We start from the raw sequence: 24758 nt of genomic DNA, 5'->3' as shown, positions 1-24758 counted from the left end.
GTCCGGTCCGGTCAGCACTTCTCCCGCAGCGAGTGCAGGTGCGCGCTGGAGCGGCGGGCGAAGGTGAAGGACTCGGTGGGGTTGTCGTGCTCGGCCTGCCAGTGGTGGGCGCGTCGGGAACCCTTCAGATCGTTGACGGCCGAGATGAACTTCTGGTAGTCGATGTCGCCGTCGCCGACGTCCGTCATGCGGTAGCCGAACGGGTTGGACGGGTCGCTCTCGCCGTCCTTGACGTGGAACAGCGGGTAGCGGTCCGGGCGGCGCACGACGTAGTCGAGCGGCTCGAAGGGCGCGGCGGTGCCGTCGGGCCGCTTGGAGAAGCGGAACTGGGCCACGTACGCCCAGAAGATGTCCATCTCCAGGAAGACGAGGTCGGGGTCGGTCTCACGGAGCAGTACGTCGTAGAGGCGCACCTTGGGGTCGTCGGTGGCGAAGGAGAACTCCTCGGAGTGGTTGTGCTGGTAGAACTTCATGCCGCGCGCCCGGGCCGCCGCGCCGTAGGTGTTGAACTCGTGCGCGGCCCGCTTCATCGCGTCGACGGTCGTGCCGTAGCGGAAGGGGCCGGCGGCGGTGCCTATGTGCTTGAGGCCGAGGGCCTGGGCGTCGTCGAGGACCTTGGTGAGGTTCTGGGCGAAGGTGTACGCGTTCGGGTCGCTCGCGTAGTAGCCGACGTGGCTGCCGATCGGGTCCAGGCCGTGGTCGCGCGCCAGCCGCTTCAGCTGTTTGAGGGTGATGGGGCCCGCCGAGCCCTGGGTGTAGCCGGCGAACTCGACCTCGTCGTAGCCGTACTTCTCCAGCTCGGCGAAGACGGGGGCGAAGCCGAGGGTGGAGACCTTGTCGCGGAGGCTGTAGAGCTGGATGCCGAGGCGGCCGTTCGGGAGGACGGGGCGGCCCCGGCCCTTGTCGGCGGCTCCGGTGGCGGTCGCGGCCTCGGTGCCGGAGGCGGCCTGCGCCGGGGCGGCCGTGCCCAGCAGGGCGGCGACGGTGGCGCCTGCGGCCACGCCGAGCATGCCTCGTCTGCTGAGGCGGTGGGTGAGCTCGGGATCGGGCTGGTGCGTGCGGCTCATGCTGGAACTCCTCCGGGTGGGCGGGCGTTGTCAGTGGTGAGTGCTTCACTTGTGACCAGTCAGGACCTGTGGGTCCTGAGCACCGGTCAGGAGAGACCGGCAAGTCGGAGCAGGAGTGCTTTCACATCGGTGGCCGCCACACGGTCACCGACGGCTCGGGGGGTGGAGCAGATGATGAGCGGACCGTCGTCGTCGCTCGCGGGAAGGCGGCCGTGGCTGCCTCGAATAGGCGAGGGGTCCAGCGGCACGACCGCCATGCGGTAGCGCATGCCGAGTTTCTTGCGGGCCAGTGCCGTGGCCGCCTTGAGCTTCACCAGCGGGTCGAGCGGGTCCAGGAACAGCTCGACCGGGTCGTAGCCGGGTTTGCGATGGATCTCGACGGTGCGTGCGAAGTCGGGCGCGCGGTCGTCGTCGAGCCAGTAGTAGTACGTGAACCAGGCGTCCGGCTCCGCGACGGCGACGAACTCGCCGGAGCGCGGATGGTCGAGGTGATGGGCCTTCTTGCCCTCGTCGTCGAGGAGTTGACCGATCCCGGGCAGGTCCGCGAGGGCTTCGCGGGTGGCGTCCAGGTCCTCGGGACGGCGTACGTACACATGGGCGATCTGGTGGTCGGCGACCGCGAAGGCACGTGAGGCCATCGGGTCGAGGTACTCCATGCCGTCCTGGGTGTGCACGTCGAGGAGGCCGGCGCGGCGCAGGGCGCGGTTGATGTCGACGGGCCGTTCCACGCGGGTGATGCCGTACTCGGAGAGCGCGACGACGGTACGGCCCTGCGTGCGGGCGTCGTGGAGCAGGGGTGCCAGGGCCCGGTCGAGGTCGGCGGCGGCCTTGAGGGAGCGTGGGTCGTCGGGGCCGTATCGCTGCAGGTCGTAGTCGAGATGCGGGAGGTAGCAGAGGGCCAGGTCGGGGTGGCGGGTGCGGAGGATGTGCCGGGTCGCGTCGATGATCCAGCGGCTGGAGACCAGGTCGGCGCCCGGTCCCCAGAAGTGGAACAGGGGGAAGGTGCCGAGTTTCGCGGTGAGTTCGTCGTGCAGGGCCGGGGGCCGGGTGTAGCAGTCGGGTTCCTTGCGGCCGTCGGAGTAGTAGATCGGACGGGGGGTGACGGTGATGTCGGTGTCGGCGCCCATGGCGTACCACCAGCAGATGTTGGCGACCGTGTAGCCGGGGTGGACGCGGCGGGCGGCGTCCCAGAGTTTGTCGCCGGCGACGAGACCGTTGTGCTGCCGCCACAGCAGGACGTCGCCGAGTTCACGGAAGTACCAGCCGTTGCCGACGATGCCGTGCTCGGCGGGGAGCGCGCCGGTGAGGAAGGTGGACTGGGCGGCGCAGGTGACGGCGGGCAGGACGGTGCCGAGCGGGGCGCGGGAGCCGGACTGCCCGAGGGCCTTCAGGCGGGGCATGTGGTCGAGGAGACGGGGGGTGAGGCCGACGACGTCCAGGACGAGGAGAGGGGTGGGACCGGCGTCGGGTCGGGGCCCCGGGGTGGTGCTGTCCCGGTTCACGGCAGCTCCTTGGGGTTCATGGCAGCTCCTTGAGGCCGAGGTCCGTCAGCAGGTCGCGGGCCAGGGCGAGTTCGGCGGCGATGCCGTCGGCGAGCTGGGCGCGGGTGCTGGGGCGCAGTTCGGGCGGCAGGGCCTGCCAGGTGTAGGTCTCGACCTCCAGATGGCGGGTGACGGGGTGGGCGCCGCCGACCAGGTGGGTGAGGGCGGCTTTGAGGACCGGGAGGGTGGAGGTGAGGGGTGCGGCGGGGGCCGCGTGGAGCGGGACGTGGAAGTGGGAGCGCCACGGGGAGGAGTCGGGCAGGGTGTCGCCGCTGAGGGCTTCGCCGAGGTCGTCGGTGCCGCGCAGGCCGGCGGCGGTGGAGGTGCGGGTCTGGTGCAGGAAGCGGGGCTCGTCGAAGGCGGCGAGTGCTTCGCGGACCTCGGGGAGGTGGGGGTGCTCGGCGTGCAGGGCGGCCGAGAGCTGGGACTTGACGACGGGGACGCCTGCTCGGGCGAGGGCGTCCAGGGCGGTGTGCGGGTCTTCGAAGGAGGTGGCGAGATGGCAGGTGTCGACACAGATGCCGATGCGGTCGTGACCGATGTCGGTGAGGGGGCCGATGGCGTCGGCGGTGGTCTCGACGGTGCAGCCGGGCTCGGGTTCCAGGCCGACGCGGATGGAGCGGCCGGTCAGCTCGGCGACGACGTCGAGGCGTTCGGCGAGGGTGCGCAGGGCCGTGCGGGACCGGGCGGCGTGCCGCTCGTCGAAGGTGGTGCGCCAGGCCAGGGGCAGGGTGGAGATGGTGCCCTCGGTGACGTCGTCGGGGAGGAGCCGGGCGAGGACGCGGGCGAGGGAGGAGGTGTGGTCGAGGCGCTCGGGGTCGGCCCAGTCGGGCCGGTAGACGCGGTACTTGACCTCTTCGGCGCCGAAGCCCTGATAGGGGAAGCCGTTGAGGGTGACGACCTCCAGGCCGCGCCGGTCGAGTTCGGCGCGCAGACCGCGCAGGGCGGACGGGTCGGTCACCAGGGCCGCGGCGGCGTCCCTGGCCAGCCACAGGCCGATGCCGAGCCGGTCGCGGCCGAGGCGGCGGCGTACGGGCTCGCAGTGGTCGCGGAGCTGGGCGAGGACACCGTCGAGGGTCTCGGCCGGGTGCACGTTGGTGCAGTAGGCGAGGTGGACGGTGGAACCGTCGGGGTGGCGGAAGCGCATCGGTCACTCACCGCCGCGCAGGATGCTGTTGCCCTCGTGGGTGGGGCCGGTGGCGGTCGGGTCGAGGGCGAGACGGCCGCTGAGTCCGTAGAAGGCGACCGGGTTGCGCCACAGCACGAGGTCCACGGCGTCCTCGGCGAACCCGGAGGCGAGGAGTGCGTCGGCGACCCGGCGGGTCTTGAGGGGGTCGCTTCTGCCCCAGTCGGCGGCGGAGTTGACCAGCACCTTCTCGGGGCCGAACTCCTTGAGGACGGCGACCATCCGCTCCTCGTCCATCTTGGTGTCGGGATAGACGGAGAAGCCGAGCCAGGCACCGCTGTCCCTGGCCTCCGCCACCGTGGTCTCGTTGAGGTGGTCGAGCAGGACCCGGTCGACGGGCAGCGCGGAGGCCCGTACGGCGTCGAGGGTGCGGCGCAGACCGGCGAGCTTGTCCCGGTGCGGGGTGTGCACCAGGGCGGGCAGGCCGTGGTCGGCGGCCAGTTGCAGCTGGTGTTCGAGGGCGTGGTCCTCGGCCGGGGTCATGGAGTCGTAGCCGATCTCGCCGACGGCCACCACCCGGTCCTTGAGGAGGTAGCGGGGCAGCTGGTCCAGGACCGGGGCGCAGCGCGGGTCGTTGGCCTCCTTGGGGTTGAGGGCGAGGGCGCAGTGGTGGGCGATGCCGTACTGGGCGGCGCGGAAGGGCTCCCAGCCCAGCAGGGAGTCGAAGTAGTCGACGAAGGAGTCGGGCGAGGTGCGGGGCTGGCCCAGCCAGAAGGCCGGCTCGACGACCGCGCGGACGCCCGCCCCGTGCATCGCCTCGTAGTCGTCGGTGGTGCGTGACGTCATGTGGATGTGGGGGTCGAAGATACGCATCAGGACTCCTCGGACTCCTTGCCGTCGAGGCCGTGCTCGTCGGCCGGTGGGGGCGCGGTCAGGGCCAGGACGCGGTACAGGTCCTCGGGTACGGGACGGCCCGCGGCGGTGCGTTCCTCGGCGAACGCGCCGAGCATGCGGGCGAGTTCGGTGTCGCCGCGGGCACGGCGGTCCAGGCCGGTGATCTCGTCGACGGGCACCGCGGTGAACAGACACTTGAGCACGGCGTGCCGCCAGTGGTGCGCGGCCAGGTGGCGGGCGGCGTACGGCCCGACGGCGGCGGCGATCAGGCGGGTGTCGTTGGTGCGCAGGGCGTCCTCGACGAGGGGCACGGCGGCGGGGCCGGGCACGAGGTGGGGCAGGGCGTGCAGGACGGCTCGGCGTTCGTCGGCGGTGCCCTGGCGGTAGACCCGGGTGAGGGCGTCGGTGTCGGCGCGGGCCGCGTGCAGGATCAGGACGCGGACGGCGTCGGCGTGCTCGGGGCCGCAGCGGCGGCCCGCCTCGGCGAGGCGCGACTCCCAGACGGCGAGGGGCCCGTGGGAGCCCGGATGGTCGGCGGCCTCGTCCAGTGCCCGGCCGAGCCAGGCGTGGGCGGCGTCCGGGAGGTGGGTGTCCAGGTGGCCGCGCAGGTCGGCGGGGGTGGTGCGGGCGGGGTGGGCCGGGTGTGCGGATCGGGCGGGGCGGGCCGTCGGGTCGGCCGGGGTGTGGTCGTGGATCACTGAGCGCTCCCGGGGTGAGCCGTGCGGCCGGTCGTCCGGCGCAGGAAGGCGAGGGACCGTTCGGCGAAGTGGGGGCCGGCGTGGGAGTGGCGTGGCAGTTCGACGACGGTCAGGGCCCGGTAGTCGGCGGCGGCCAGGGCCGCCAGCACGGGTGGGAAGTCGATCTCGCCCTCGCCCAGGGGCAGATGCTCATGGACACCGCGCCGCATGTCCTCGATCTGCACGTGCCGCAGCCAGGGCGCGGCGGCACGGACGCAGTCGGCGGGAGGGAGGGGTTCGAGGCACTGGCAGTGGCCGATGTCGAGGGTGAGGCCGAGCGGGGCGGGGCTGTCCAGGGCCTCGCGGAGGCGGTGGAAGTCGGCGAGGGTGGCGAGGAGGTGACCGGGTTCGGGTTCGATCGCGAGGGGGACACCGGCGGCGGTGGCGGCGTCGAGGACGGGGGTGAGCGCTTCGGGGAGGCGTTTCCAGGCGGTGTCCTCGTCGGTGCCGGGCGGGGTGACTCCGCTGAAGCAGTGCACGGCGTGGGCGCCGAGGTCGGCGGCGACCTGTACGGCGCGGATCAGCAGGTCCGCTCGGCGGGCACGGTCGTCCGGGTCCGGGTCCAGCAGCGTGGGGCCGTGCTTGCGGCGGGGGTCCAGGACATAGCGGGCCCCGGTCTCCACGGTGACGCCCAGCCCGAGCGTGTCCAACCGCCGCGCGAGGCGCCGGGTGCGGGCGGTCAGGTCCGGGGCCAGTGGATCGAGGTGCATGTGGTCGAGGGTCAGGCCGACTCCGTCGTAGCCGAGGTCGGCGAGGAGGGCGAGGGCGTCGTCGAGGCGGAGGTCGGCGAGGCCGTTGGTGCCGTAGCCGAAGGAGAGGGGGGCGAGGGGGGTGAGGGGGGCGGGTGAGGCAGTCATCGGGTCTCCTCGCGCGGCTCCGGACCGCCCGTGCCGGGCCGCCGCAGCCGTTCCGCGAACCCCGCCAGCGCCGCGTACTGCTCCCCCAGTGCCGCCGGGCCCTGCCCCACCGGGTCCTTGAAGTAGAAGCCCAGGTCGGTCAGGGGGCCGGAGAGGCCCGCTTCGTGGGCCCGGGACAGGAGGCGGGCCAGGTCGAGGATCAGGGGCGCTGCCAGCGCCGAGTCGCAGCCCTGCCAGGTGGTCTGGAGCACCATGCGGGCGCCGAGGAAGCCGTCGAAGGCGATGTGGTCCCAGGCGGTCTTCCAGTCGCCGAGGGCGGGGACGTCGTCGATGTGGGTCTCGCCCTCGGGGGTGGTGCCCAGGCTGTCGGTCAGGACGCGCTCCTTGCCGGCGTTCTTCGCGGCGGCGGCGGCCGGGTCGGCGAGGGCGGCGCCGTCGCCACCGCCGAGCAGATTGGTCCCGGACCAGGCTCGGACGGCCAGCGCCCGTTGCGCGAACATCGGGCCGAGGACGGACCGGAGCAGGGTCTGCCCGGTCTTGCCGTCGCGGCCCGCGTGAGGGAGCCCGCAGGAGGCGGCGCGGGAGGCGAGGGCCGGGTGGTGGAGTCCGGTCGAGGGGGTGAAGTTCACGTAGGGCGAGCCCGCGCGGAGCGCCGCCGCCGCGTACAGGGAGCTGGGCGGCAGCGCCGTGCCGGTCGGTGCGGGTTCCGTGGACGCCACGTTCACCACCACCGCTCGGGTCAGCCCCCGCCGTCGTACGAAGTCCTCGATGTCGGCGGCGAAGGCGGAGATCAGTTCGTCGGGGCCCCGGGTGTCGCCCGGGAGGGGGCCGCCGGGCCTGATCTCCCGGTCGGCGGCGGCCAGTTCGGAGGCGAGCGCGGCGGGGAGGCCGTGGGGCAGGACACCGCCCTCGGCCAGGGCCTCGGCGCGTTTGGGCAGGGGGCAGTCGACCGTGTCGTGGCCGCCGAAGACGAGGGAGGCGAGCGCGGGCAGACCCGTGCCGGTGAAGAGCGGGGTCTCGGTGACCATGCCCGTCGGGGGGTGCAGGCCCGCCGCGAGGGCCGCGCAGCCCGCGACGACGGTGGTGGCGACGGAGCCGCGGGCTCCGATCAGCCAGACGCCGACGCTCTGTGGAGAAACGGACACGGACATGAGCAGCCTCCTCGTCGAGGCGGAGAGTCGAGCCGGAGAAGGGAGCCGGTGGGGGGAGCCGGTGGGGAAGGAGGGGGGAAGGAGGGGAACAAGACGGCGGGCGGAGGTCCGGCGTCCCCCGCCCGCCGCCGCTCAGTCGCCCGGGGGCGGGTCCGCCGGGTGGGCGGCCCGCACGGGCAGTTCCTTGATCCGGATGTCACGGAAGGACACCCGGTCGTCGGCACCGTGGTTCTGGATGCCGAAGTGACCGTCGCGCAGGCTCCGTACCGGATCGGTGTTGGTGAAGTCGTTGATCTTCACGCCGTTGAGCCAGACGCGGAGGCGCTCGCCCTCCACGCGGATCTCGTAGGTGTTCCACTCCCCCGGCGGGTTCAGCGCACGGTCGCGCTTGCCGAGGTCGGCGGAGCGGAAGCCGTAGACGGACCCGGTGGTGCGCTCGGGCACGTCGGTGGCGTCGATCTGGACCTCGTAGCCGTTGTTCACGGCCGACCAGGGATCGTCCGAGGGCGGGAAGCCCACGAACACACCGGAGTTGTCGTCGCCGGAGGCACCGGACATCCGCCAGTCGAGCTTCAGGGAGTACGACCCGAGGCTCCGGTCGGCGTACCAGAGCATGCCCATCCCGCCGGACGACGTGATCGTGCCGTCGTCGGACAGGATGAAGGAGCCCGGGCCCGCCTGCCGCCACGCGGCGAGCGAGTCGGCGGTGCCGTCGAAGAGCGGCCGGTAGCCGTTCTCCGGCCGGCAGTCCGCCTGGGCCTCCCCGGTCGCCCACCGGATGCCGCCCAACAGGTGCTGCCGGAAGGCGGGTTCGGCGAAGGACTCCTTGGTGTGGCCGCCGCCGGTGTAGAAGGCACGGCCGCCCTGGTAGTCCTGGCACCAGGCGATGGGATGGTCGCCGTTCATGGTGCCGCCGCTGTACGACGACTCGTCGAGCGAGGCGAGGACATGGGCCCGCTCACGGGGGTTGGAGCGGTAGTTGTACCACTCGTCCGTGCGGTTCCAGGCCGCGTCCAGTCCGGCGGTGGCCGGGTGGGCGTGGTCCTCCACGTCGACCGTCGCGGGCTGGATCGCGGGGTGCGACTGGAAGTACGCGCCCGCGAGTCCGCCGTAGAAGGCCCAGTCGTACTCGGTGTCGGCGGCGGCGTGGATGCCGACGTACGCGCCGCCGCGCTTGATGTACCGCTCGAACGCGCCCTGTTGGGCCGCGTTCAGGACGTCACCGGTCGTCGAGAGGAACACGACCGCGTCGTAGCGCCCGAGGTTGCGGGTGGTGAAGGCACTCGCGTCCTCCGTGGTGTCGACCGCGAAGCCGTGGGCGGCGCCCAGTTCCCGTACGGCCGTGACGCCCTCGGGGATCGAGTCGTGGCGGAAGCCGGCGGTCTTGGAGAACACCAGCACCCGGCGCTCGTCCCGGTGTTTCCCGGAGGCGCCGGCCTCATCGGACACGGCCGGCCCCGACACGCATCCGATCAGCAGGGCGGCACCGCCCACAGCGGCCCACACGCGTCCTTGCGTTCCCATGGCCGCCCCTCACCGCTTCGTGAAGGTGAAGTCGTCCACGTCGAACAGGCCCCCGGAGCCGCTCCCCTTGAAAACCAGGTAGAGCGTGGTGGTGCCGCGCGGGGCCTTGGACAGGTTCGCGGTGACGTCCTGGAAGGTGTCCCAGCCGCCGGTCGTCGGCACGGTCGCGCTGCCGAGGACCTGGCCGGTCGCGGAGCCCGCCCGGACCTCCAGCTTGCCGCCCGCTCCTCCGGAGGAGATCCGCGCGGTGATCTTCGTGGCGTTGGACAGGACGTACGGCTCGAAGGAGATCCAGTCGCCGTCGGAGATGTCACCGACCGTCTTGCCACCGTGCGCCGTGGCCTTGGACTGCACCACGACACCCGACGAGTCGCCGTAGTGCTCGGCCTGGCGGTGGGTGGGCTGGACCACGTTCGTGTCGTGGGTGGTCAGCGGGGCCTGGCCGCCGCCTCCGCCGTCGGTGTACTCGGCGTCGAACACCCCGAAGATGTTGGCGTTCTCGTCGTGGCCGCCGTCGGCGCTGGTCTGGATGGTGCCGGTGCAGCCGTTGGCGGAGGTCACCGGGTGGCCGTGGCTGTCGTGGCCGAGGACGAAGGTGACCTTGACCTTGGCGCAGTCGATGGAGGTGCCGTCCTCCTTGTCGCGCACCTTCACCTTGAACGGGACGGCGTCACCGAACGCGAACAGCTGCCCGTCCTCGGGGAGTCGCAGCTCGACCTCGGGCGCGGTGTTACCGACGACGATCCGCACGCTCGCGCTGCCGGTACGGCCGGTGGAGTCCTTGGCGGTCACGGTCGCGGTGTAGGTGCCGTTCGTCGTGTACCTGTGCTTCGGGTTCGCTGCCGTGGAGGTACCGCCGTCGCCGAAGTCCCAGCGGTAGGTGAGGGCGTCGCCGTCCTGGTCGCTGGTGCCCTCCGAGGAGAAGCGGACCCTCAGTTTCGCCTGGCCCGAGGTGCGGTCGGCCGCGGCGGCGGCGACCGGGGAGTGGCCGTCGGTGGCGTTCTCGATGCGGTAGAGCGCGGAGTTCTCGTCGCCGCCGAACCAGGCGAGACCGTAGTCGAGGACGTACAGCGCGCCGTCCGGGCCGAAGGCCATGTCCATGACCTGGGTGCCGGTCCAGGGCACGTTGTTGATCGACTGGACGGTGCCGTCGGTGTCGCTGCTGATCCGCTTGATCCAGCGGCGGCCGAACTCACCGGCGAAGAAGTCGCCGTCGTACGCCTCGGGGAACTTCACCGGGGAGTCGAGCGCGGCGTCGTAGTCGTAGACCGGGCCGCCCATCGGGGACTCGGAGCCGTCGCCGAACTCCGGGACGGAGTTGCCGTTGTACGGGATCCAGGCGGGCTCGGCGGGCGGCAGGTCGGTGAGGCCGGTGTTGTTCGGCGAGGTGTTCTTCGGGGCCGCGCAGTCGAAGGCGGCTCCCGAGGTGCCGGTGGCGAAGTCGTAGTCCACGTAGGCGTCGTTCTTGCCGGTGCAGTACGGCCAGCCGAAGTTGCCCGGCTTGGTCACGCGGGCGAACTCGACCTGTCCGGCCGGGCCCCGCGAGGGGTTGGCCGCGCCCGCGTCGGGGCCGTACTCGCCGACGTAGAGGATGCCGGTCTTCTTGTCGACGCTGAAGCGGAACGGGTTGCGGAAGCCCATCGCGTAGATCTCGGGGCGCGTCTTGTCCGTGCCGGGCGCGAAGAGGTTGCCGTCGGGGACGGTGTACGAGCCGTCGGCGCCGACCTTGATGCGCAGGATCTTGCCGCGCAGGTCGTTGGTGTTGCCGGAGGTGCGCTGGGCGTCGAAGGCCGGGTTGCGGTTGGCGCGTTCGTCGATGGGGGTGAAGCCGTCCGACTGGAACGGGTTGCTGTCGTCGCCCGTCGACAGATACAGGTTGCCCGCCGCGTCGAAGTCGATGTCACCGCCGACGTGGCAGCAGATGCCCCGGGAGGCGGGGACGTCGAGGACCTTCGTCTCGCTGGCCTTGTCCAGGGTGCCGTCGGCCTTCAGGACGAAGCGGGAGAGGCGGTTGACGCCGTCGAAGGGCGCGAAGTCGGCGGCCGTGCCGGTCTCGGGGGCGTCGCCGGCCGGGGTGTTCAGCGGGGGCGCGTAGTACAGATAGATGAACCGGTTGTCGGAGAAGGCAGGGTCGACGCCGATGCCCTGGAGGCCCTCCTCGTCGTGGGAGTACACGTCGAGTTTGCCCGCGAGCCTGGTGTTGCCCGCCGCGTCGGTCAGGCGCAGTTCGCCGTCGCGGGAGGTGTGCAGGACCGAGCGGTCCGGGAGGACGGCGAGCGACATGGGCTCGCCGACCTCCGGTTCGCCCTTGGCGAGGGTGACCTGCTGGAAGTCCTCGGCCGCGGCGGACTTCGCGTCGGCGGACCTCGGTCCGGAGTCGGCCGCCCCCGCCGCCGGCGCGGTGAGGGAGAGCGAGGCGCCCGCGAGCAGCAGACCGCTGAGCAGGGCGATCGGCCCGCGCAGTCCGCGACGTCTGAAGAGGCTGGTGCTGCGGGTGGGGTGTCTGGTGTCGTCGTACGGGTGCACGAAATGCCTCCAGTAAGGGGCTGGTCGTACGGAGGTGTACGGGTGTGTGCGGTACGCCGGGGTGCGCCGTCACCCCGGAAGACAGAGGGCTGTCGCTGTTGCCGGTGGCCGCCTACTCGTTGCCGCCGAACGCCGCGTCGAACGAGGCCGTCGGCGGTTCGAAGTCGTACGCCTTGAGGTGGGCGAGGGCCTCGGGGGCGCCCTGGAGCCGGTCCATGCCGGCGTCCTCCCACTCGACGGAGACCGGGCCCTTGTAGTCGATCGAGCGGAGCATCCGGAAGACGTCCTCCCAGGGGACGTCGCCGTGGCCGGCCGACACGAAGTCCCAGCCCCGGCGCGGGTCGCCCCAGGGCAGATGCGAACCGAGGCGGCCGTTGCGTCCGTCGAGGCGCTTGCGGGCCTCCTTGCAGTCGACGTGGTAGATCCGGTCGCGGAAGTCCCACAGGAAGCCGACCGGGTCGAGGTCCTGCCACACGAAGTGCGAGGGGTCGAAGTTCAGACCGAACGCGGGACGGTGGTCGACGGCCTCCAGGGCGCGCTGGGTGGTCCAGTAGTCGTACGCGATCTCGCTCGGGTGGACCTCGTGGGCGAACCGCACGCCCTGCGCGTCGAAGACGTCGAGGATCGGGTTCCAGCGTGTCGCGAAGTCGTCGTAGCCGCGCTCGATCATCGACTCGGGGGCGGGCGGGAACATGGCGACCAGATGCCAGATCGCGGAGCCGGTGAAGCCGATCACGGTGTCCACGCCGAAGGCGGCGGCGGCCCGCGCGGTGTCGGCCATCTCGGCGGCGGCCCGCTGCCGTACGCCCTCGGGCTCGCCGTCGCCCCAGATGCGGGCGGGCAGGATGGCGCGGTGGCGTTCGTCGATGATCGCGTCGCACACCGCCTGGCCCACCAGGTGGTTGGAGACGGCCCAGCACTTCAGGCCGTACTTCTCCAGGAGTCGGTGGCGGGAGTCCACGTACGAGGGGTCGGCGAGGGCCTTGTCGACCTCGAAGTGGTCGCCCCAGCAGGCGAGTTCGAGGCCGTCGTAGCCGAAGTCGCGGGCGAGGCGGCAGACCTCTTCGAGGGGGAGGTCGGCCCACTGGCCGGTGAAGAGTGTGAAGTCGCGCGGCATGTGGGGGCCTCCTCAGACCGCAGTGGGGGTGTGGGTCGGGGTGTAGACGGAGTTCTTCTCGGCGCTCTCCTCGACCGCCGCGAGCACCCGCTGCACCTGGAGCCCGTCGGCGAAGGACGGCTCGGGCCGCCGGCCCTCCGCGACGGCGTGGACCAGGTCGCGGGCCTGGTGGACGAAGGAGTGCTCGTAGCCGAGGCCGTGGCCCGGCGGCCACCAGGCGTCCAGGTAGGGGTGGTCGGGCTCGGTGACGAGGATGCGGCGGAAGCCGGCGTGGGCGGCGGGCTCGGTGTGGTCGTGGTAGGCGAGTTCGTTGAGCCGTTCGAGGTCGAAGGCCAACGAGCCTCGCTCGCCGTTGAGTTCGATGCGCAGGGCGTTCTTGCGGCCGGTGGCGAAGCGGGTGGCCTCGAAGGAGGCGACGGCGCCGGAGGCGAGGCGGCCGGTGAACAGGGCCGTGTCGTCGACGGTGACCGCGCCGCGCCCGGCGGTGCCGCCGGAGGACGCCAGACCGCTGGACCCCCCTGCGGGCAGGGGCCGTTCCCGTACGAAGGTCTCCATCAGCGCGGAGACCCCGACCACCGGCTCACCCGCCAGATACTGCGCGAGGTCGACGATGTGGGCGCCCAGGTCGCCGAGCGCCCCGGACCCCGCGGACTCCTTGCGCAGCCGCCAGGTCAGCGGGAACTCCGGGTCGACCAGCCAGTCCTGAAGGTACGTCACCCGCACGTGCCGCAGGGCTCCGAGGCGCCCCTCGGCGACCATCCGGCGGGCGAGCGCGGTGGCGGGGACCCGGCGGTAGTTGAAGCCGACCATCGCCAACTTGCCCTGTGCGTAGGCCTCTTCGGCTGCCGTCGCCATCGCCTCGGCCTCCGCGACGGTGTTGGCGAGGGGCTTCTCGCAGAGCACGTGCTTGCCCGCGGCGAGGGCGGCGAGGGCGATCTCGGCGTGGCTGTCGCCGGGGGTGCAGATGTCCACGAGGTCGATGTCGTCCCGGGCGATCAGCGCCCGCCAGTCGGTCTCCGTCTGCGCCCACCCGTGCCGGTCCGCCATGGCCCGGACCGCGTCGCCGTCCCGGCCGCACACGGCGGCGAGGACCGGGGTCAGCGGCAGGTCGAAGACCCGGCCCGCCGTGCGCCAGCCCTGCGAGTGCGCGGCGCCCATGAACGCGTAGCCGATCATCCCGACCCGCAGCACCGGCTTCCCGGGCCCGCCGGCGATCCCGGCGGGCCATGCCCCGACACTCGGACCGGCGGGGGCCGCCGCCCCGGGACGAGGGCCGAGACCGGCTGCCGCCCCGCCCACACGGGAGACGGCTTCGACCGCCGCCTCGGGAGGGGAGCCGACACCGGCTACCGGCCCGGAGCCGGAGCCGACACCGGAAGCCGGACCGACACCCGAGGCCGGACCTGCGCCCGAGCCGACACCGGAAGCCACCCCGGTGCCGGAGCTGACACCGGAAGCCAGACCGGAACCCGAACCCGAGCCGACACCTGAAGCCGACCCAGAGCCCGAACCGACACCCGAGGCCACCCCGGAACCCGAACCAACACCCGAAGCCACCCCGGAGCCGGAGCCGACATCGGAGTCCGGACCGGAGCCCGAACCGACACCGGAAGCCGGACCCGCGCCCGGACCGACACCGGAGGCCGCGCCACGGAGAGTGTCCGGGGCAGCCGCCGTGCCGGGCCGGGGGCCGGCGTCGGTCGCCGCCCCGGGCCGGCCGGTAGCCCCGGTCGGCGTTCCCCCGCCGCCCGCGGTGTCCCCGCCTCCGGTGCTGCCGTCCGCGTCGGCGTCCGGCCGTGCGGCTCCTGACTCCTCCGCCTCGGCCTGGTCGGGCTGCTGCGGCTGTCCCATGCGTGTGTCCTCCTCGTGTCGCGGCGCGGTGGGGGGTGGGGCCCGACGCGGCGGCCCGCGTGCCAGGTCGTGTCCGCAAAGTCCCGTCGTCGCCCGGAGGGCGGGGCAGACGGGACTTTGCGGACACGGCCTAGGTCAGGCCCGTCCGGCGGGGCTCGTCACTTGAAGCCGGTCGGCATGTACTGGTCGACGTTGCTCTTGTCGACGACCGCCGAGTAGAGCGTGAGCGAGGCCGGGATCTCGAACTCGGCGAGGCCGCCGATGCCCTTGCCCTGGCCGAGGGCGCGGGCCAGGTCGATCGCGGAGGCCGCCATGGTCGGCGGGTAGAGGACGGTGGCCTTCAGCACCCCGTCGTCCTTCTTGATCGCCTGGAACGCGGAGAGCGCGCCCGCGCCGCCGACCATCAGGAAGTCGTCGCGCCCGGCCTGCTCGATGGCGCGCAGCGCGCCCACGCCCTGGTCGTCGTCGTGGTTCCACAGCGCGTCGAACTTCGACTGGGCCTGGAGCAGTTGGGCCATCTTGGCCTGGCCGGACTCCACCGTGAACTCGGCGGCCTGCCGGGCCACCTTCTTGATGTTGGGGTAGTTCTTCAGCGCGTCGTCGAAGCCCTGGGTGCGCTGCTTGGTCAGCTCCAGGTTGTCGAGGCCCGCCAGCTCGATGACCCGGGCGTCGCCCTTGTCCTTGAGCTGTTCGCCTATGTAGTGCCCGGCGTTGAGGCCCATGCCGTAGTTGTCGCCGCCGATCCAGCAGCGGTACGCCTGCGGGGTGTTGAAGATCCGGTCGAGGTTGACGACGGGGATGCCGGCCCGCATCGCCTTGAGGCCGACCTGGGTGAGCGCCTTGCCGTCGGCGGGCAGCACGACCAGGACGTCGACCTTCTTGTTGATGAGGGTCTCGATCTGGCCGATCTGCTGGGCGGTGTCGTTGGAGCCCTCGGTGATCTCCAGGGTGACGTCCTCGTACCGCTCGGCACGGCTCTTGGCGTTCTGGTTGATCGCGTTGAGCCAGCCGTGGTCGGCCTGCGGTCCGGCGAAGCCGATGGTGACCGCCTTGCCGGGCTTGTCGTCGGCGGCCGGCTGCTCGTTGGCGGCCGTGTCGTCCCCGGCCTTGCTGGGCTCATTGCTGGTGCAACCGGTGAGGAGGGCGCCGGCCGAGACGGCGGCGGTCCCGAAGAGCAGTCCTCTACGGCTGGTGAACTGTGACATGGCGGTGGACCTTTCCGGTTGCGGCTCTTCCCGTCGGCTCTTCGGCGTGGCACGTCGTGCTGTCGGGCCGTGCTGTCAGGTCGTACTGGCCGTGCGTCGCTGGACCAGGACCGCGGCGACGATGATCGCGCCCTTGGCGATCTGCTGGACATCGCTCTGGAGGTTGTTGAGCGCGAAGATGTTGGTGATCGTGGTGAAGATCAGGACGCCCAGCACGGAGCCGGTGATGGTGCCCCGGCCGCCGGTGAGCAGGGTGCCGCCGATGATCGCGGCGGCGATGGCGTCGAGCTCGTAGAGGTTGCCGTTGGTGTTCTGGCCCGAGCCGGAGAGCACGATCAGCAGGAACGCGGCGATGCCGCAGCACAGTCCGGAGAGCAGATAGAGGTAGAGCCGCTGGCGGCGGACGTCGATGCCCGCGAGCCGGGCCGCCTCGGCGTTGCCGCCGACGGCGACGGTGCGGCGGCCGAAGGTCGTGCGGTTCAGCACGAGCCAGCCGATGATCGTCACGAACGCGAAGACCAGGACGAGGGGTGGGATGCCGAGGATGTACGCGTCGCGTTCGCCGAGGTCCAGGATGGAGTCGACGCTGACGACCTGGGTGCTGCCGTCGGTGATCTGCAGGGCGAGACCGCGGGCCGAGGCGAGCATGGCGAGGGTGGCGATGAAGGGGACCATCCCGCCGTAGGCGATGAGCAGCCCGTTGACCAGGCCGCAGCCGACGCCGACGATCACCGCCGTGAAGAGGATGCCGGCGAACCCGTACTCCTGGGTGGCCACGGTCGTCGCCCACACGGAGGCCAGGGCGACGATCGCGCCCACGGAGAGGTCGATGCCGCCGGAGGTGATGACGAAGGTCATGCCGACGGTGACGACACCGATCACCGAGGCCTGGGTGAGGACGAGTTGGAGGTTGCGGGTGTCGAGGAACTCGTCGGGCTTGGTGAAGCCGCCGATGAGGATCAGCGCGGCGAGGACGCCGAGGAGGGAGAGCGTGCGGACGTCGGCCCGGAACAGCATGGTCCGCCACGCCGGGGGCCCGTTCGGCGCGGGCGCCTTGTCGATACTGTCCCTGGGCGGGGACACGGGCTGCGTCATGACGCCGGGCTCCCTTCTGTGGCCACCGGGCTTCCTTCCATCACGAGGTCGAGGACACGGTGTTCGTCGAGTTCACGGGCGGGCGCGGTGTGCACGACCCGGCCCTCGCGCAGGACGAGCACCCGGTCGGCGAGGCCGAGGACTTCGGGGACCTCGCTGGAGACGAGCAGCACGGCGAGCCCTTCGTCGGCGAGCCGGCGCACCACCGCGTACAGCTCGGCGCGGGCACCCACGTCGACGCCCCGGGTGGGTTCGTCGAGCAGCAGGACCCGGCAGCCGCGCAGCAGCCAGCGGGCGAGCACGGCCTTCTGCTGGTTGCCCCCGGAGAGGGTGCGGACGGGGACGTCCGGGTTGTCGGGGCGCAGCGACAGCTCGCGGGTCGCGGCCCGTGCGGCACGGTGCTCCGCGCCCCGGTCGATCCAGCCGACGCGGGCGAAGCGGGACACCGAGGAGACGGAGACGTTCCTGGTGACGGACTCCAGCATCAGCAGCCCCTGCGCCTTGCGCTCCTCGGGGGCGAGCCCGAGCCCGGCCCGTACGGCGGCCCGTACGCTGCCGAGCCTCAACTGCCGTCCGCCGACGCTCACTTGACCGGCGGTGGGCTTGCGCGCCCCGTAGATCGTCTCCAGGATCTCCGACCGTCCCGAGCCGACGAGTCCGGCGAGGCCCACGATCTCGCCGGGGCGTACGTCCAGATCGAGCGGCTCGAACTCGCCGGCGCGCGCCAGTCCCCGTACCTCCAGCACGGGCGCGGTGTCGGCCAGCGGCGCGGGCGGCCGGTCGGGGAAGACGTACTCGACGTTGCGCCCGGTCATCAGCGCCACGACCTCGCGTGTCGGTGTCGACTTCGCGGGCAGCCCGCCCGCCACGGCCCGCCCGTCCTTGAGGACGGTCACCCGGTCGCCGATCCGCCGGATCTCCTCCAGCCGGTGCGAGATGTAGACGACGGCGACGCCGGCCGCGGTCAGGTCGCCCACGATCCTGAACAGGTTGTCGACCTCGTCGGGGTCGAGCGCGGCCGACGGCTCGTCCATCACGATCAGCCGTACGTCGTGGGAGAGCGCCCGCGCCATGGACACGATCTGCTGCTGGGCGGCGGACAACTCCCCCACGAGCCGCGCCGGATCGACCTCCGGGTGACCGAGTCGCTTGAGCAGCGCGGCAGTCGACGTACGGGCCGCCTTTCCCCGTACGACGAAGCCGGCGGCCGTGGGCTCATGCCCGAGGTGGACGTTCTCGGCCACCGACAGGCCCTCCACCAGGTCGAGTTCCTGGTAGATGGTGGCGATGCCGAGGCGCATCGCGGCGATCGGGGACTTCAGGGTGACGGGTTCGCCCCGCCAGGTGATGGTGCCGTCGTCGGGCTGGTGGGCGCCGGCCAGGACCTTGATCAGGGTGGACTTCCCGGCGCCGTTCTGGCCGAGCAGACAGTGCACCTCTCCGGCCTGGACGTCGAGGTCGACGCCGTCCAGGGCCCGGACTCCGGGGAACGACTTGGTGATGCCGGACATGGTGAGCAGCGGTGGTTCTGGTGCCATGAGTTCCCCTTGGCGGGCGTGCGGGCCGGTTGCAGGGCAGAGCAGGGCTAGGTCGTGTCCGCAAAGTCCCGTCGTCCGCCCGGAGGGCGGGCCCCGCGGCGTCTGGTGCGTGCTCTCGGCGTGCCGGGCGAAAGCCCTCGTACTGGATGTACTTGGGCTTTCGCCCGGTGCGGCGAGAGTGCGTGCCAGGCGTCGCGGGGCAGGCGGGACTTTGCGGACACGGCCTAGGGCGGAGCGCCGAGTGGTGTGGCCCTCGACGAGGGTCTACGAGGGTCTACGCGGGTGAGAACAGATGGTCGCTGATGAGGCGGGCCGCGCCGATGACGCCGGCGGTGGGCCCCAACTCCCCCAGCACGATGGGCAGATTGCCGGTCGCGAGGGGCAGTGACTGGCGGTAGACCTGGGTGCGGATGGCGGCGAGCAGGGTGTGGCCGAGGCCGGTCACCCCGCCGCCGATCACCACCAGGCCGGGGTTGAAGAAGCTGACGAGTCCGGCGATGACCTGGCCGGTGCGGTTGCCGCCCTCGCGTATCAGGTCGAGGGCGGTGGCGTCGCCGGCGGCTGCCGCGGCGGCCACGTCGACGGCGGTGAGGGTGCCGTTGGTCTCCAGACGGGTGGCGAGTTCCGCCGAAAGTCCCTGCTGGGCGGCGTCCTTGGCGTCGCGGGCGAGCGCGGCGCCACTGAAGTGGGCTTCCAGACAGCCCCGGTTGCCGCAGGCGCAGGGGCGGCCGTCCGGTACGGCGAGGATGTGCCCGATGTCGCCGGCGCTGCCCGTCGTCCCCCGGTGGACCTCGCCGCCGACGACGATGCCGCAGCCTATGCCGGTGCCGATCTTGACGCAGAGGAAGTCGCCCACGGAACGGGCCACGCCCGCGTGCTGCTCCCCCATGGCCATCAGGTTCACGTCGTTGTCGACCATGACCGGGCAGCCGAGTTCCTGGCTGAGCGCCTCGCGCACCGGGAACCCGTCCCAGCCCGGCATGATCGGCGGGGCGACGGGGACGCCCTCGGGAAAGCGGACCGGTCCGGGGACGCCGATACCGGCGCCGTCGAACCCTTCCGCGAGCCCCGAGGCCTTCAACTTGGCCGCCATCGCGAGCACTTGCTCGAAGACGGCGACCGGACCTTCCCGCACGTCCATCGGCTGGTTGATGTGCCCGAGGATCTCCAACTCGGCGTTGGTCACGGCCACATCGATCGAGGTGGCGCCGATGTCGACGCCGAGGAAACGGAGTCGGGGGTTGAGCCGGACGTTGTGCGACCGGCGGCCACCGCGCGAGGCGGCGAGCCCGTCGGCCACGACCAGTCCCGTCTCCAGGAGCCGGTCCACCTCCACCGCCAGCTTCGACCGCGACAGATCGACCCGATCCCCGAGCTGCGCCCGGGAGTTGGGCCCACCGTCCCGCAACAGCCGCAGCAGCCGGGCCTGATGCGTGTTCGCGGGTCGAGCCGTCATACGTCTCACTAGCCCCTCCCCGCCTCATCGGCACCGCCGTGCTTGGCTTTCGAGGGGAACGTAGCAGTGGCTGCCGACGCTGGGAAGAAGTTGCGCATGGATTGCCGCCAACTTTCTCCTCTCACAGGACAAAGAAGGGTGCGCAGAGCCGGCAAAGCGCGCGAAGGGAGCGGTCAGCCGGGGATCGGGTCACCGTGCGCCGAGAACCAGGCCGACGGCCCGTACATGGCGACCTGCTGGTACTCCGACGAGTCGACCACCTGGCCCCGCTTCATGGCGTGCACGCGCTGGTAGACGATCACAGCGCCGTACGACGTCACCGTGTAGAAGTACGAGCGCCCTTCGGTCTTGCTCACCGGGCCGTCGTCGAGTCGGACGGCCGGGCGGCTGTGGTCGTTGAACTCGATCTGTACGGACATGCCCCGAACCTAGCCACCGACGGGCCTCTCCGCCCGCTACTTTTCCCGCTCGTGATACGTCTTCCGCGTGTGCTCCGTATGCGCCCGCATGACCTCCGTCGCGCGGGTCTCGTCGCGGGCGGCGACGGCGGCGATCAGTTCGCGGTGTTCGATCCAGGACTGGTGGCCGCGTTGGCGGGCGACGGGGGTGTAGTACCAGCGGACGCGGCGGTCGACCTGGGCGGCGAGTTCGGCGAGGACCGTGTTGCCGGCCAGGTCCATGACCTTGGCGTGGAAGCGGGCGTTGAGGGCGACGGCCGCGTCGACGTCGTCGGCCTCGACGGCCCGCTCGCCCTCCGCGCAGAGTTCCTCCAGGGCCGTGATGCCCGCCGTGCCGGCGTTCGCCGCGGCGAGGCGGGCGGCCTCAGCCTCCAACAGGGTGCGGACCGTGAGGAGTTGGTCGGCCTCCGCCTCCGTCGGCTCGTGCACGAAGGCGCCCTGGGCGGGCCGCAGATCGACCCACCCCTCGGTGTTGAGCCGCTGCAGGGCCTCCCGGACGGGCTGCCGGGAGACGCCGAGATGCCCGGCGAGTTCGCTCTCGACGAGGTGCTGGCCGGGGCGCAGCGCGCGGGTGGTGATGAGTTCGAGCAGCGCCTCGTAGACGCGGTCGCGCAGCGGGCCGGGGCGTTCGAGCCGGGGCACGGCCCCTTGCGGAAGTCCTGCCGACAACATCGCGATCCCCCTCCAGAGCGCCACCGGGCACTGCAAACGGAAAGTCGGCCAGAGGCAGAAGCCAAGGCCAGTATGGATTGTCTTTCGTCTACAGTCTACGGCCCACAATTTCCAGCCCACTGGAGGGTCGGACGCGTCACATCACGAGGAAGACCAGCTCACGGGCAGCGGACGACCTGGCCCGCGTACGACAGGTTGCCGCCGAAGCCGAAGAGGAGCACGGGGTCGCCGCTGGAGATCTCGCCGCGTTCGACGAGCTTGGAGAAGGCGAGGGGGATGCTCGCGGCCGAGGTGTTGCCGGACTCGACGACATCGCGGGCGACGACCGCGTTCACCGCGCCGATCTTCTCGGCGAGGGGCTCGATGATGCGCAGGTTGGCCTGGTGCAGGACGACGGCGGCGAGGTCGGCGGGGGTGAGCCCGGCCTTCTCGCAGGCGGCGCGGGCGAGGGGCGGCAGCTTGGTGGTGGCCCAGCGGTAGACGCTCTGCCCCTCCTGCGCGAAGCGCGCGGGGGTGCCCTCGATGCGTACGGCGTTGCCCATCTCGGGCACCGATCCCCACAGCACGGGCCCGATGCCGGGCGCCTCGTCGGGACCGACGGCCTCGACGACGGCCGCGCCCGCCCCGTCCCCGACGAGGACACAGGTCGTGCGATCGGTCCAGTCGGCGACCTCGGACATCTTGTCGGCGCCGATGACCAGCGCCCGGGTGGCGGCGCCCGCCCGCACGGCGTGGTCGGCGGTGGCGAGCGCGTGGGTGAACCCGGCGCAGACGACGTTGACGTCCATGGCGGCCGGGTTCGGGATGGAGAGCCGGTTGGCGACCCGGGCCGCCATGTTCGGGGAGCGGTCGACGGCGGTGGAGGTGGCGACCACGACCAGGTCGATGGCCTCGGGGCCGAGGCCGGCGGCGGCGAGCGCCTTGGCGGCGGCGTGCCCGGCCAGCTCGTCCACCGGCTCGTCGGGTCCGGCGATGTGCCGGGTGCGAATGCCCACACGGCTCGTGATCCACTCGTCACTGGTGTCGACCATGCCCGCCAGATCCTCGTTGGTGAGGATCCTGGCGGGCTGGTAGTGGCCGACGGCGGCGATCCGCGAGCCGTTCATGGGTGGTTCCCCTCGTTGCCTGTGGTCAGCGGGATCCACCAGTCTGATCAGTGACTCACGGGTACGAGGACGGGTGAGGCGACAGTAATGCGCGGCCCGAGTTGTGGGCTTCTGTCAGACCCCGGGCGGGCCCTGGGGCGTCCGGGGTGCTCACCCGGTGAACAATTGTGTGGCCTTCCGTACGAGCTCGTACAGTCCGTAGGTGAGCGGCACGCCCACCCACACCCAGGCAAAGATGATCAAGGGGCGCCGGTCAGGCGGATTCGGACTGCTGTCGCTGGACGACATCGGCGGCCTCCCTCGGGGCGGGGATGTGGAAGCGGGGGTGGACGGGCCGGACCAGCTCGTTGGCGACGAAGCCGACGACGAGCAGCCCGATCATGATGAAGAAGGACGTGCCGTAGAGGTCGGCGCCGGACTTGCCGGCCTCCTCCTGCCGGTCGGCGATCCAGTTGACGATCAGCGGGCCGAGGACACCGGCCGTGGACCAGGCGGTGAGCAGCCGGCCGTGGATGGCGCCGACCTGGTAGGTGCCGAAGAGGTCCTTCAGATAGGCGGGGATGGTGGCGAAGCCGCCGCCGTAGAAGGACAGGATGACCAGGGCGCAGACGATGAACAGCGGCTTGGAGGAGTCGCCGAACTGCGCGATCAGCAGATACATCAGCGCGCCGACGCCGAGGTAGACGCGGTAGATGTTCTTGCGGCCGATCAGGTCGGACGTGGAGGACCAGACGATCCGTCCGGTCATGTTGGCCGCGGAGAGCAGCGCCACGAAGCCCGCCGCCGCGGTGACGGTGACCGGGGTCGAGGAGTCGGCGAAGAAGTCCGTGATCATGGGGGCGGCCTTCTCCAGGATGCCGATGCCCGCGGAGACGTTCATGCAGAGGATGACCCACAGGCACCAGAACTGCGGGGTGCGGATGGCGTTGCGGGCGGAGACCTGGGGGCCGGAGAGGACGCCGGGGCCGCTCTCGGCCGGCTTCTCGGTGCGCGGCACCCGGACCAGCAGCACCCCGAGCAGCATGAACACGGCGTACGACAGTCCGTGCACCAGGAAGGCGAGGGCGATGCCGGAGGAGTCGGAGCCGAAGGACTCCAGCATCTGCGCGGACCATGGGGAGGCGATGAGCGCCCCGCCGCCGAAGCCCATGATCGCGATGCCGGTGGCCATGCCTGGCCGGTCCGGGAACCATTTGATCAGGGTCGACACCGGCGATATGTAGCCGATGCCGAGGCCTATGCCGCCGACGAAGCCGTAGCCGAAGACGATCAGCCAGTACTGCTCGGTGGCCGCGCCGAGCGAGGCGAGCAGGAAGCCGGAGGAGAAGCAGATCAGCGCGACGGTCATCGCCCAGCGCGGCCCGTTGCGCTCGACGAGGGTGCCGCCGAACGCGGCGGACAGGCCCAGCATGACGATGCCCAGCTGGAAGGGCAGGGCGCTCTGGGTGCCGCTGAGGCCGAGCGCGGATTCGAGCGGCGGCTTGAAGACGCTCCAGGCGTAGGCCTGACCGATGGAGAGATGTACGGAGAGCGCGGCCGGGGGGACGAGCCAGCGGCTCCAGCCCGGGGGTGCGACGGGGGGACTCATGATCCCGGACGGTAGGCAGTGGCGGGGTGGTTGAGAAGGCGGCACGTCGACCGTATGCGATGAGCGGTATGCACCGAGCGCCGAACGGTCGTTCCCCGGCCAGACTCGCCTTCGAGTACCGGCCACCTTCATGTCCGGGTAATGCCTTGCCCTGTCGTTGCGCGAAGTCTTGTCGGCCCAACTTCCATACTGTAGACAATATTTCGTCGACACAACCCGAACAGAGTGTCATCTCCGCGGTATCCCTCGACCGAACGGAGCTCCCTCACCATGAAAGTCGCAGTTCTCGGCGCCGGTGCGATCGGCGCCTATGTCGGCGCCGCGCTCCACCGCGCCGGCGCGGACACGCACCTCGTCGCCCGTGGACCGCATCTCGCGGCCATGAGGCGGGACGGGGTGCGGGTGCTCAGCCCGCGCGGGGACTTCACCGCCCGCGCCCACGCCACCGACGACCCGGCCGAGATCGGCCCGGTCGACTTCGTCTTCCTCGGCCTCAAGGCCCACTCGTACGCGGCGTGCGGGCCGCTCATCGAGCCCTTGCTGCACGACTCCACGGCGGTGATCGCCGCCCAGAACGGCATCCCCTGGTGGTACTTCCACCGGCACGGCGGCCCGCACGACGGCCACCGGGTGGAGAGCGTGGACCCCGACGGCGCGGTCAGTGCGGTGCTCGCGCCCGAACGGGCCGTCGGCTGCGTCGTGTACGCGGCCACCGAGCTCGAAGGCCCGGGTGTCGTACGGCACCTGGAAGGCACCCGGTTCTCGGTCGGCGAACCGGACCGTACGGTCTCGGCGCGCTGTCTGGCGTTCGGCGAGGCCATGGTCGCCGGTGGCCTGAAGTGCCCGGTGGAGCCGGACATCCGGGGCGACATCTGGATCAAACTGCTCGGCAACATCTCGTTCAACCCGATCAGCGCCCTGGCCCGCGCGACCATGCGGCAGATGTGTCTGCACGGCGGCACCCGCAAGGTCATCGAGACGATGATGACCGAGACGCTGGCCGTCGCCGAGGCCCTGGGCTGCGAGGTCGGCGTCTCGGTCGAACGGCGGATGGCCGGCGCCGAACGCGTCGGCGACCACCGCACCTCCACGCTCCAGGACCTGGAGCGCGGCAAACCGCTGGAACTCGACGTCCTGCTGTCCGCCGTCGTCGAACTGGCGGACATCACGGGCGTCGAGGTGCCCACACTCCGCACCGTCCACGCCATCTCGGACCTGCTCGCGCTCAGGAGCGCGGCATGAGGAGCGT

The 24758-nt window shown here is 71.7% G+C and carries 21 protein-coding genes; 1 reads left to right on the top strand and 20 read right to left on the bottom strand.

Annotated features, from left to right (window positions below; translation table 11 throughout):
* Positions 1–11: 11 nt before the first annotated feature.
* The 20 genes from J8M51_RS25895 to J8M51_RS25805 all read right to left on the bottom strand — a co-directional run bounded on the left by J8M51_RS25895 (position 12) and on the right by J8M51_RS25805 (position 23509).
* Positions 12–1067, bottom strand: a complete 1056-nt coding sequence (locus J8M51_RS25895) for a sugar phosphate isomerase/epimerase family protein (protein WP_086756058.1) — start codon at positions 1065–1067, stop codon at positions 12–14.
* Positions 1068–1153: 86 nt separating this feature from the next.
* Entirely contained in the window at positions 1154–2569 is a 1416-nt protein-coding gene (locus J8M51_RS25890) for a nucleotide pyrophosphatase/phosphodiesterase family protein (RefSeq protein WP_267299510.1), read from the bottom strand.
* Between the two features lie 16 nt (positions 2570–2585).
* Positions 2586–3755 (bottom strand): metabolite traffic protein EboE, encoded by a 1170-nt coding sequence (eboE, locus tag J8M51_RS25885; protein WP_086764714.1) that lies wholly within the window; start codon positions 3753–3755, stop codon positions 2586–2588.
* A 3-nt stretch (positions 3756–3758) separates the two neighbouring features.
* A complete protein-coding gene (locus J8M51_RS25880) occupies positions 3759–4607 on the bottom strand; it encodes a TatD family hydrolase (protein WP_216589183.1) in 849 nt (282 codons plus the stop codon).
* The gene (locus tag J8M51_RS25875; RefSeq protein WP_398856871.1) at positions 4607–5326 is read right to left on the bottom strand and encodes an EboA domain-containing protein; all 720 of its coding nucleotides are present in this window, start codon (positions 5324–5326) and stop codon (positions 4607–4609) included. Before J8M51_RS25875 ends, J8M51_RS25880 begins: the two co-directional genes overlap by 1 nt.
* On the bottom strand, positions 5323–6222 hold the full coding sequence (locus J8M51_RS25870; protein ID WP_267299509.1) for a sugar phosphate isomerase/epimerase family protein: 900 nt from the start codon (positions 6220–6222) through the stop codon (positions 5323–5325). The genes J8M51_RS25875 and J8M51_RS25870 overlap by 4 nt, the downstream gene beginning before the upstream one ends.
* The gene (locus J8M51_RS25865; RefSeq protein ID WP_267299508.1) at positions 6219–7373 is read right to left on the bottom strand and encodes an inositol-3-phosphate synthase; all 1155 of its coding nucleotides are present in this window, start codon (positions 7371–7373) and stop codon (positions 6219–6221) included. The genes J8M51_RS25870 and J8M51_RS25865 overlap by 4 nt, the downstream gene beginning before the upstream one ends.
* A gap of 132 nt (positions 7374–7505) precedes the next feature.
* On the bottom strand, positions 7506–8897 hold the full coding sequence (locus tag J8M51_RS25860) for a ThuA domain-containing protein (RefSeq protein ID WP_267299507.1): 1392 nt from the start codon (positions 8895–8897) through the stop codon (positions 7506–7508).
* 9 nt (positions 8898–8906) lie between these two features.
* Complete coding sequence (locus tag J8M51_RS25855; protein WP_086751341.1) at positions 8907–11423, bottom strand: PQQ-dependent sugar dehydrogenase; 2517 nt, start codon at positions 11421–11423, stop codon at positions 8907–8909.
* Between the two features lie 112 nt (positions 11424–11535).
* Positions 11536–12540, bottom strand: coding sequence for a sugar phosphate isomerase/epimerase family protein (locus tag J8M51_RS25850; RefSeq protein WP_086751343.1), 1005 nt, complete (start codon positions 12538–12540; stop codon positions 11536–11538).
* A 12-nt stretch (positions 12541–12552) separates the two neighbouring features.
* Positions 12553–13716, bottom strand: coding sequence for a Gfo/Idh/MocA family protein (locus J8M51_RS25845; protein ID WP_107473652.1), 1164 nt, complete (start codon positions 13714–13716; stop codon positions 12553–12555).
* 833 nt (positions 13717–14549) lie between these two features.
* Positions 14550–15596, bottom strand: a complete 1047-nt coding sequence (locus J8M51_RS25840; protein WP_086751344.1) for a substrate-binding domain-containing protein — start codon at positions 15594–15596, stop codon at positions 14550–14552.
* Positions 15597–15671: 75 nt separating this feature from the next.
* Positions 15672–16691, bottom strand: coding sequence for an ABC transporter permease (locus J8M51_RS25835; protein ID WP_086751347.1), 1020 nt, complete (start codon positions 16689–16691; stop codon positions 15672–15674).
* A complete protein-coding gene (locus J8M51_RS25830) occupies positions 16688–18229 on the bottom strand; it encodes a sugar ABC transporter ATP-binding protein (protein ID WP_086751349.1) in 1542 nt (513 codons plus the stop codon). The genes J8M51_RS25835 and J8M51_RS25830 overlap by 4 nt, the downstream gene beginning before the upstream one ends.
* Positions 18230–18503: 274 nt before the next feature.
* Positions 18504–19685, bottom strand: a complete 1182-nt coding sequence (locus tag J8M51_RS25825) for an ROK family transcriptional regulator (RefSeq protein ID WP_086751350.1) — start codon at positions 19683–19685, stop codon at positions 18504–18506.
* Positions 19686–19858: 173 nt separating this feature from the next.
* Positions 19859–20104 (bottom strand): hypothetical protein, encoded by a 246-nt coding sequence (locus J8M51_RS25820; RefSeq protein WP_086751352.1) that lies wholly within the window; start codon positions 20102–20104, stop codon positions 19859–19861.
* Positions 20105–20140: 36 nt separating this feature from the next.
* Entirely contained in the window at positions 20141–20815 is a 675-nt protein-coding gene (locus J8M51_RS25815; RefSeq protein ID WP_086751354.1) for a GntR family transcriptional regulator, read from the bottom strand.
* Between the two features lie 158 nt (positions 20816–20973).
* Entirely contained in the window at positions 20974–21921 is a 948-nt protein-coding gene (locus tag J8M51_RS25810; RefSeq protein ID WP_086751356.1) for a beta-ketoacyl-ACP synthase III, read from the bottom strand.
* 150 nt (positions 21922–22071) lie between these two features.
* A complete protein-coding gene (locus tag J8M51_RS46475; RefSeq protein WP_419595538.1) occupies positions 22072–22209 on the bottom strand; it encodes an MFS transporter small subunit in 138 nt (45 codons plus the stop codon).
* Positions 22175–23509, bottom strand: coding sequence for an OFA family MFS transporter (locus J8M51_RS25805; protein ID WP_086751358.1), 1335 nt, complete (start codon positions 23507–23509; stop codon positions 22175–22177). Before J8M51_RS25805 ends, J8M51_RS46475 begins: the two co-directional genes overlap by 35 nt.
* Positions 23510–23779: 270 nt before the next feature.
* On the opposite strand from J8M51_RS25805, the gene J8M51_RS25800 reads away from it, so the two are divergent.
* Positions 23780–24751: a 2-dehydropantoate 2-reductase gene (locus J8M51_RS25800; protein WP_086751360.1), complete on the top strand. Its 972-nt coding sequence runs from the start codon at positions 23780–23782 to the stop codon at positions 24749–24751.
* The last annotated feature ends 7 nt before the right edge of the window (positions 24752–24758 follow it).

Origin of the sequence: Streptomyces griseiscabiei (assembly GCF_020010925.1) — a bacterium.
GTDB lineage: Bacteria > Actinomycetota > Actinomycetes > Streptomycetales > Streptomycetaceae > Streptomyces > Streptomyces griseiscabiei.
Note: the sequence above shows the minus strand (reverse complement) of the source record. Positions and strands in the feature narration are given on the sequence as shown.

Coding starts and splice junctions, on each gene's coding strand:
- J8M51_RS25895 (WP_086756058.1), bottom strand. CDS start 1,067: ATGAGCCGCACGCACCAGCCCGATCCCGAGCTCACCCACCGCCTCAGC.
- eboE (WP_086764714.1), bottom strand. CDS start 3,755: ATGCGCTTCCGCCACCCCGACGGTTCCACCGTCCACCTCGCCTACTGC.
- J8M51_RS25880 (WP_216589183.1), bottom strand. CDS start 4,607: ATGCGTATCTTCGACCCCCACATCCACATGACGTCACGCACCACCGAC.
- J8M51_RS25870 (WP_267299509.1), bottom strand. CDS start 6,222: ATGACTGCCTCACCCGCCCCCCTCACCCCCCTCGCCCCCCTCTCCTTC.
- J8M51_RS25865 (WP_267299508.1), bottom strand. CDS start 7,373: ATGTCCGTGTCCGTTTCTCCACAGAGCGTCGGCGTCTGGCTGATCGGA.
- J8M51_RS25860 (WP_267299507.1), bottom strand. CDS start 8,897: ATGGGAACGCAAGGACGCGTGTGGGCCGCTGTGGGCGGTGCCGCCCTG.
- J8M51_RS25850 (WP_086751343.1), bottom strand. CDS start 12,540: ATGCCGCGCGACTTCACACTCTTCACCGGCCAGTGGGCCGACCTCCCC.
- J8M51_RS25845 (WP_107473652.1), bottom strand. CDS start 13,716: ATGATCGGCTACGCGTTCATGGGCGCCGCGCACTCGCAGGGCTGGCGC.
- J8M51_RS25840 (WP_086751344.1), bottom strand. CDS start 15,596: ATGTCACAGTTCACCAGCCGTAGAGGACTGCTCTTCGGGACCGCCGCC.
- J8M51_RS25835 (WP_086751347.1), bottom strand. CDS start 16,691: ATGACGCAGCCCGTGTCCCCGCCCAGGGACAGTATCGACAAGGCGCCC.
- J8M51_RS25830 (WP_086751349.1), bottom strand. CDS start 18,229: ATGGCACCAGAACCACCGCTGCTCACCATGTCCGGCATCACCAAGTCG.
- J8M51_RS25825 (WP_086751350.1), bottom strand. CDS start 19,685: ATGACGGCTCGACCCGCGAACACGCATCAGGCCCGGCTGCTGCGGCTG.
- J8M51_RS25820 (WP_086751352.1), bottom strand. CDS start 20,104: ATGTCCGTACAGATCGAGTTCAACGACCACAGCCGCCCGGCCGTCCGA.
- J8M51_RS25815 (WP_086751354.1), bottom strand. CDS start 20,815: ATGTTGTCGGCAGGACTTCCGCAAGGGGCCGTGCCCCGGCTCGAACGC.
- J8M51_RS25810 (WP_086751356.1), bottom strand. CDS start 21,921: ATGAACGGCTCGCGGATCGCCGCCGTCGGCCACTACCAGCCCGCCAGG.
- J8M51_RS46475 (WP_419595538.1), bottom strand. CDS start 22,209: ATGTCGTCCAGCGACAGCAGTCCGAATCCGCCTGACCGGCGCCCCTTG.
- J8M51_RS25805 (WP_086751358.1), bottom strand. CDS start 23,509: ATGAGTCCCCCCGTCGCACCCCCGGGCTGGAGCCGCTGGCTCGTCCCC.
- J8M51_RS25800 (WP_086751360.1), top strand. CDS start 23,780: ATGAAAGTCGCAGTTCTCGGCGCCGGTGCGATCGGCGCCTATGTCGGC.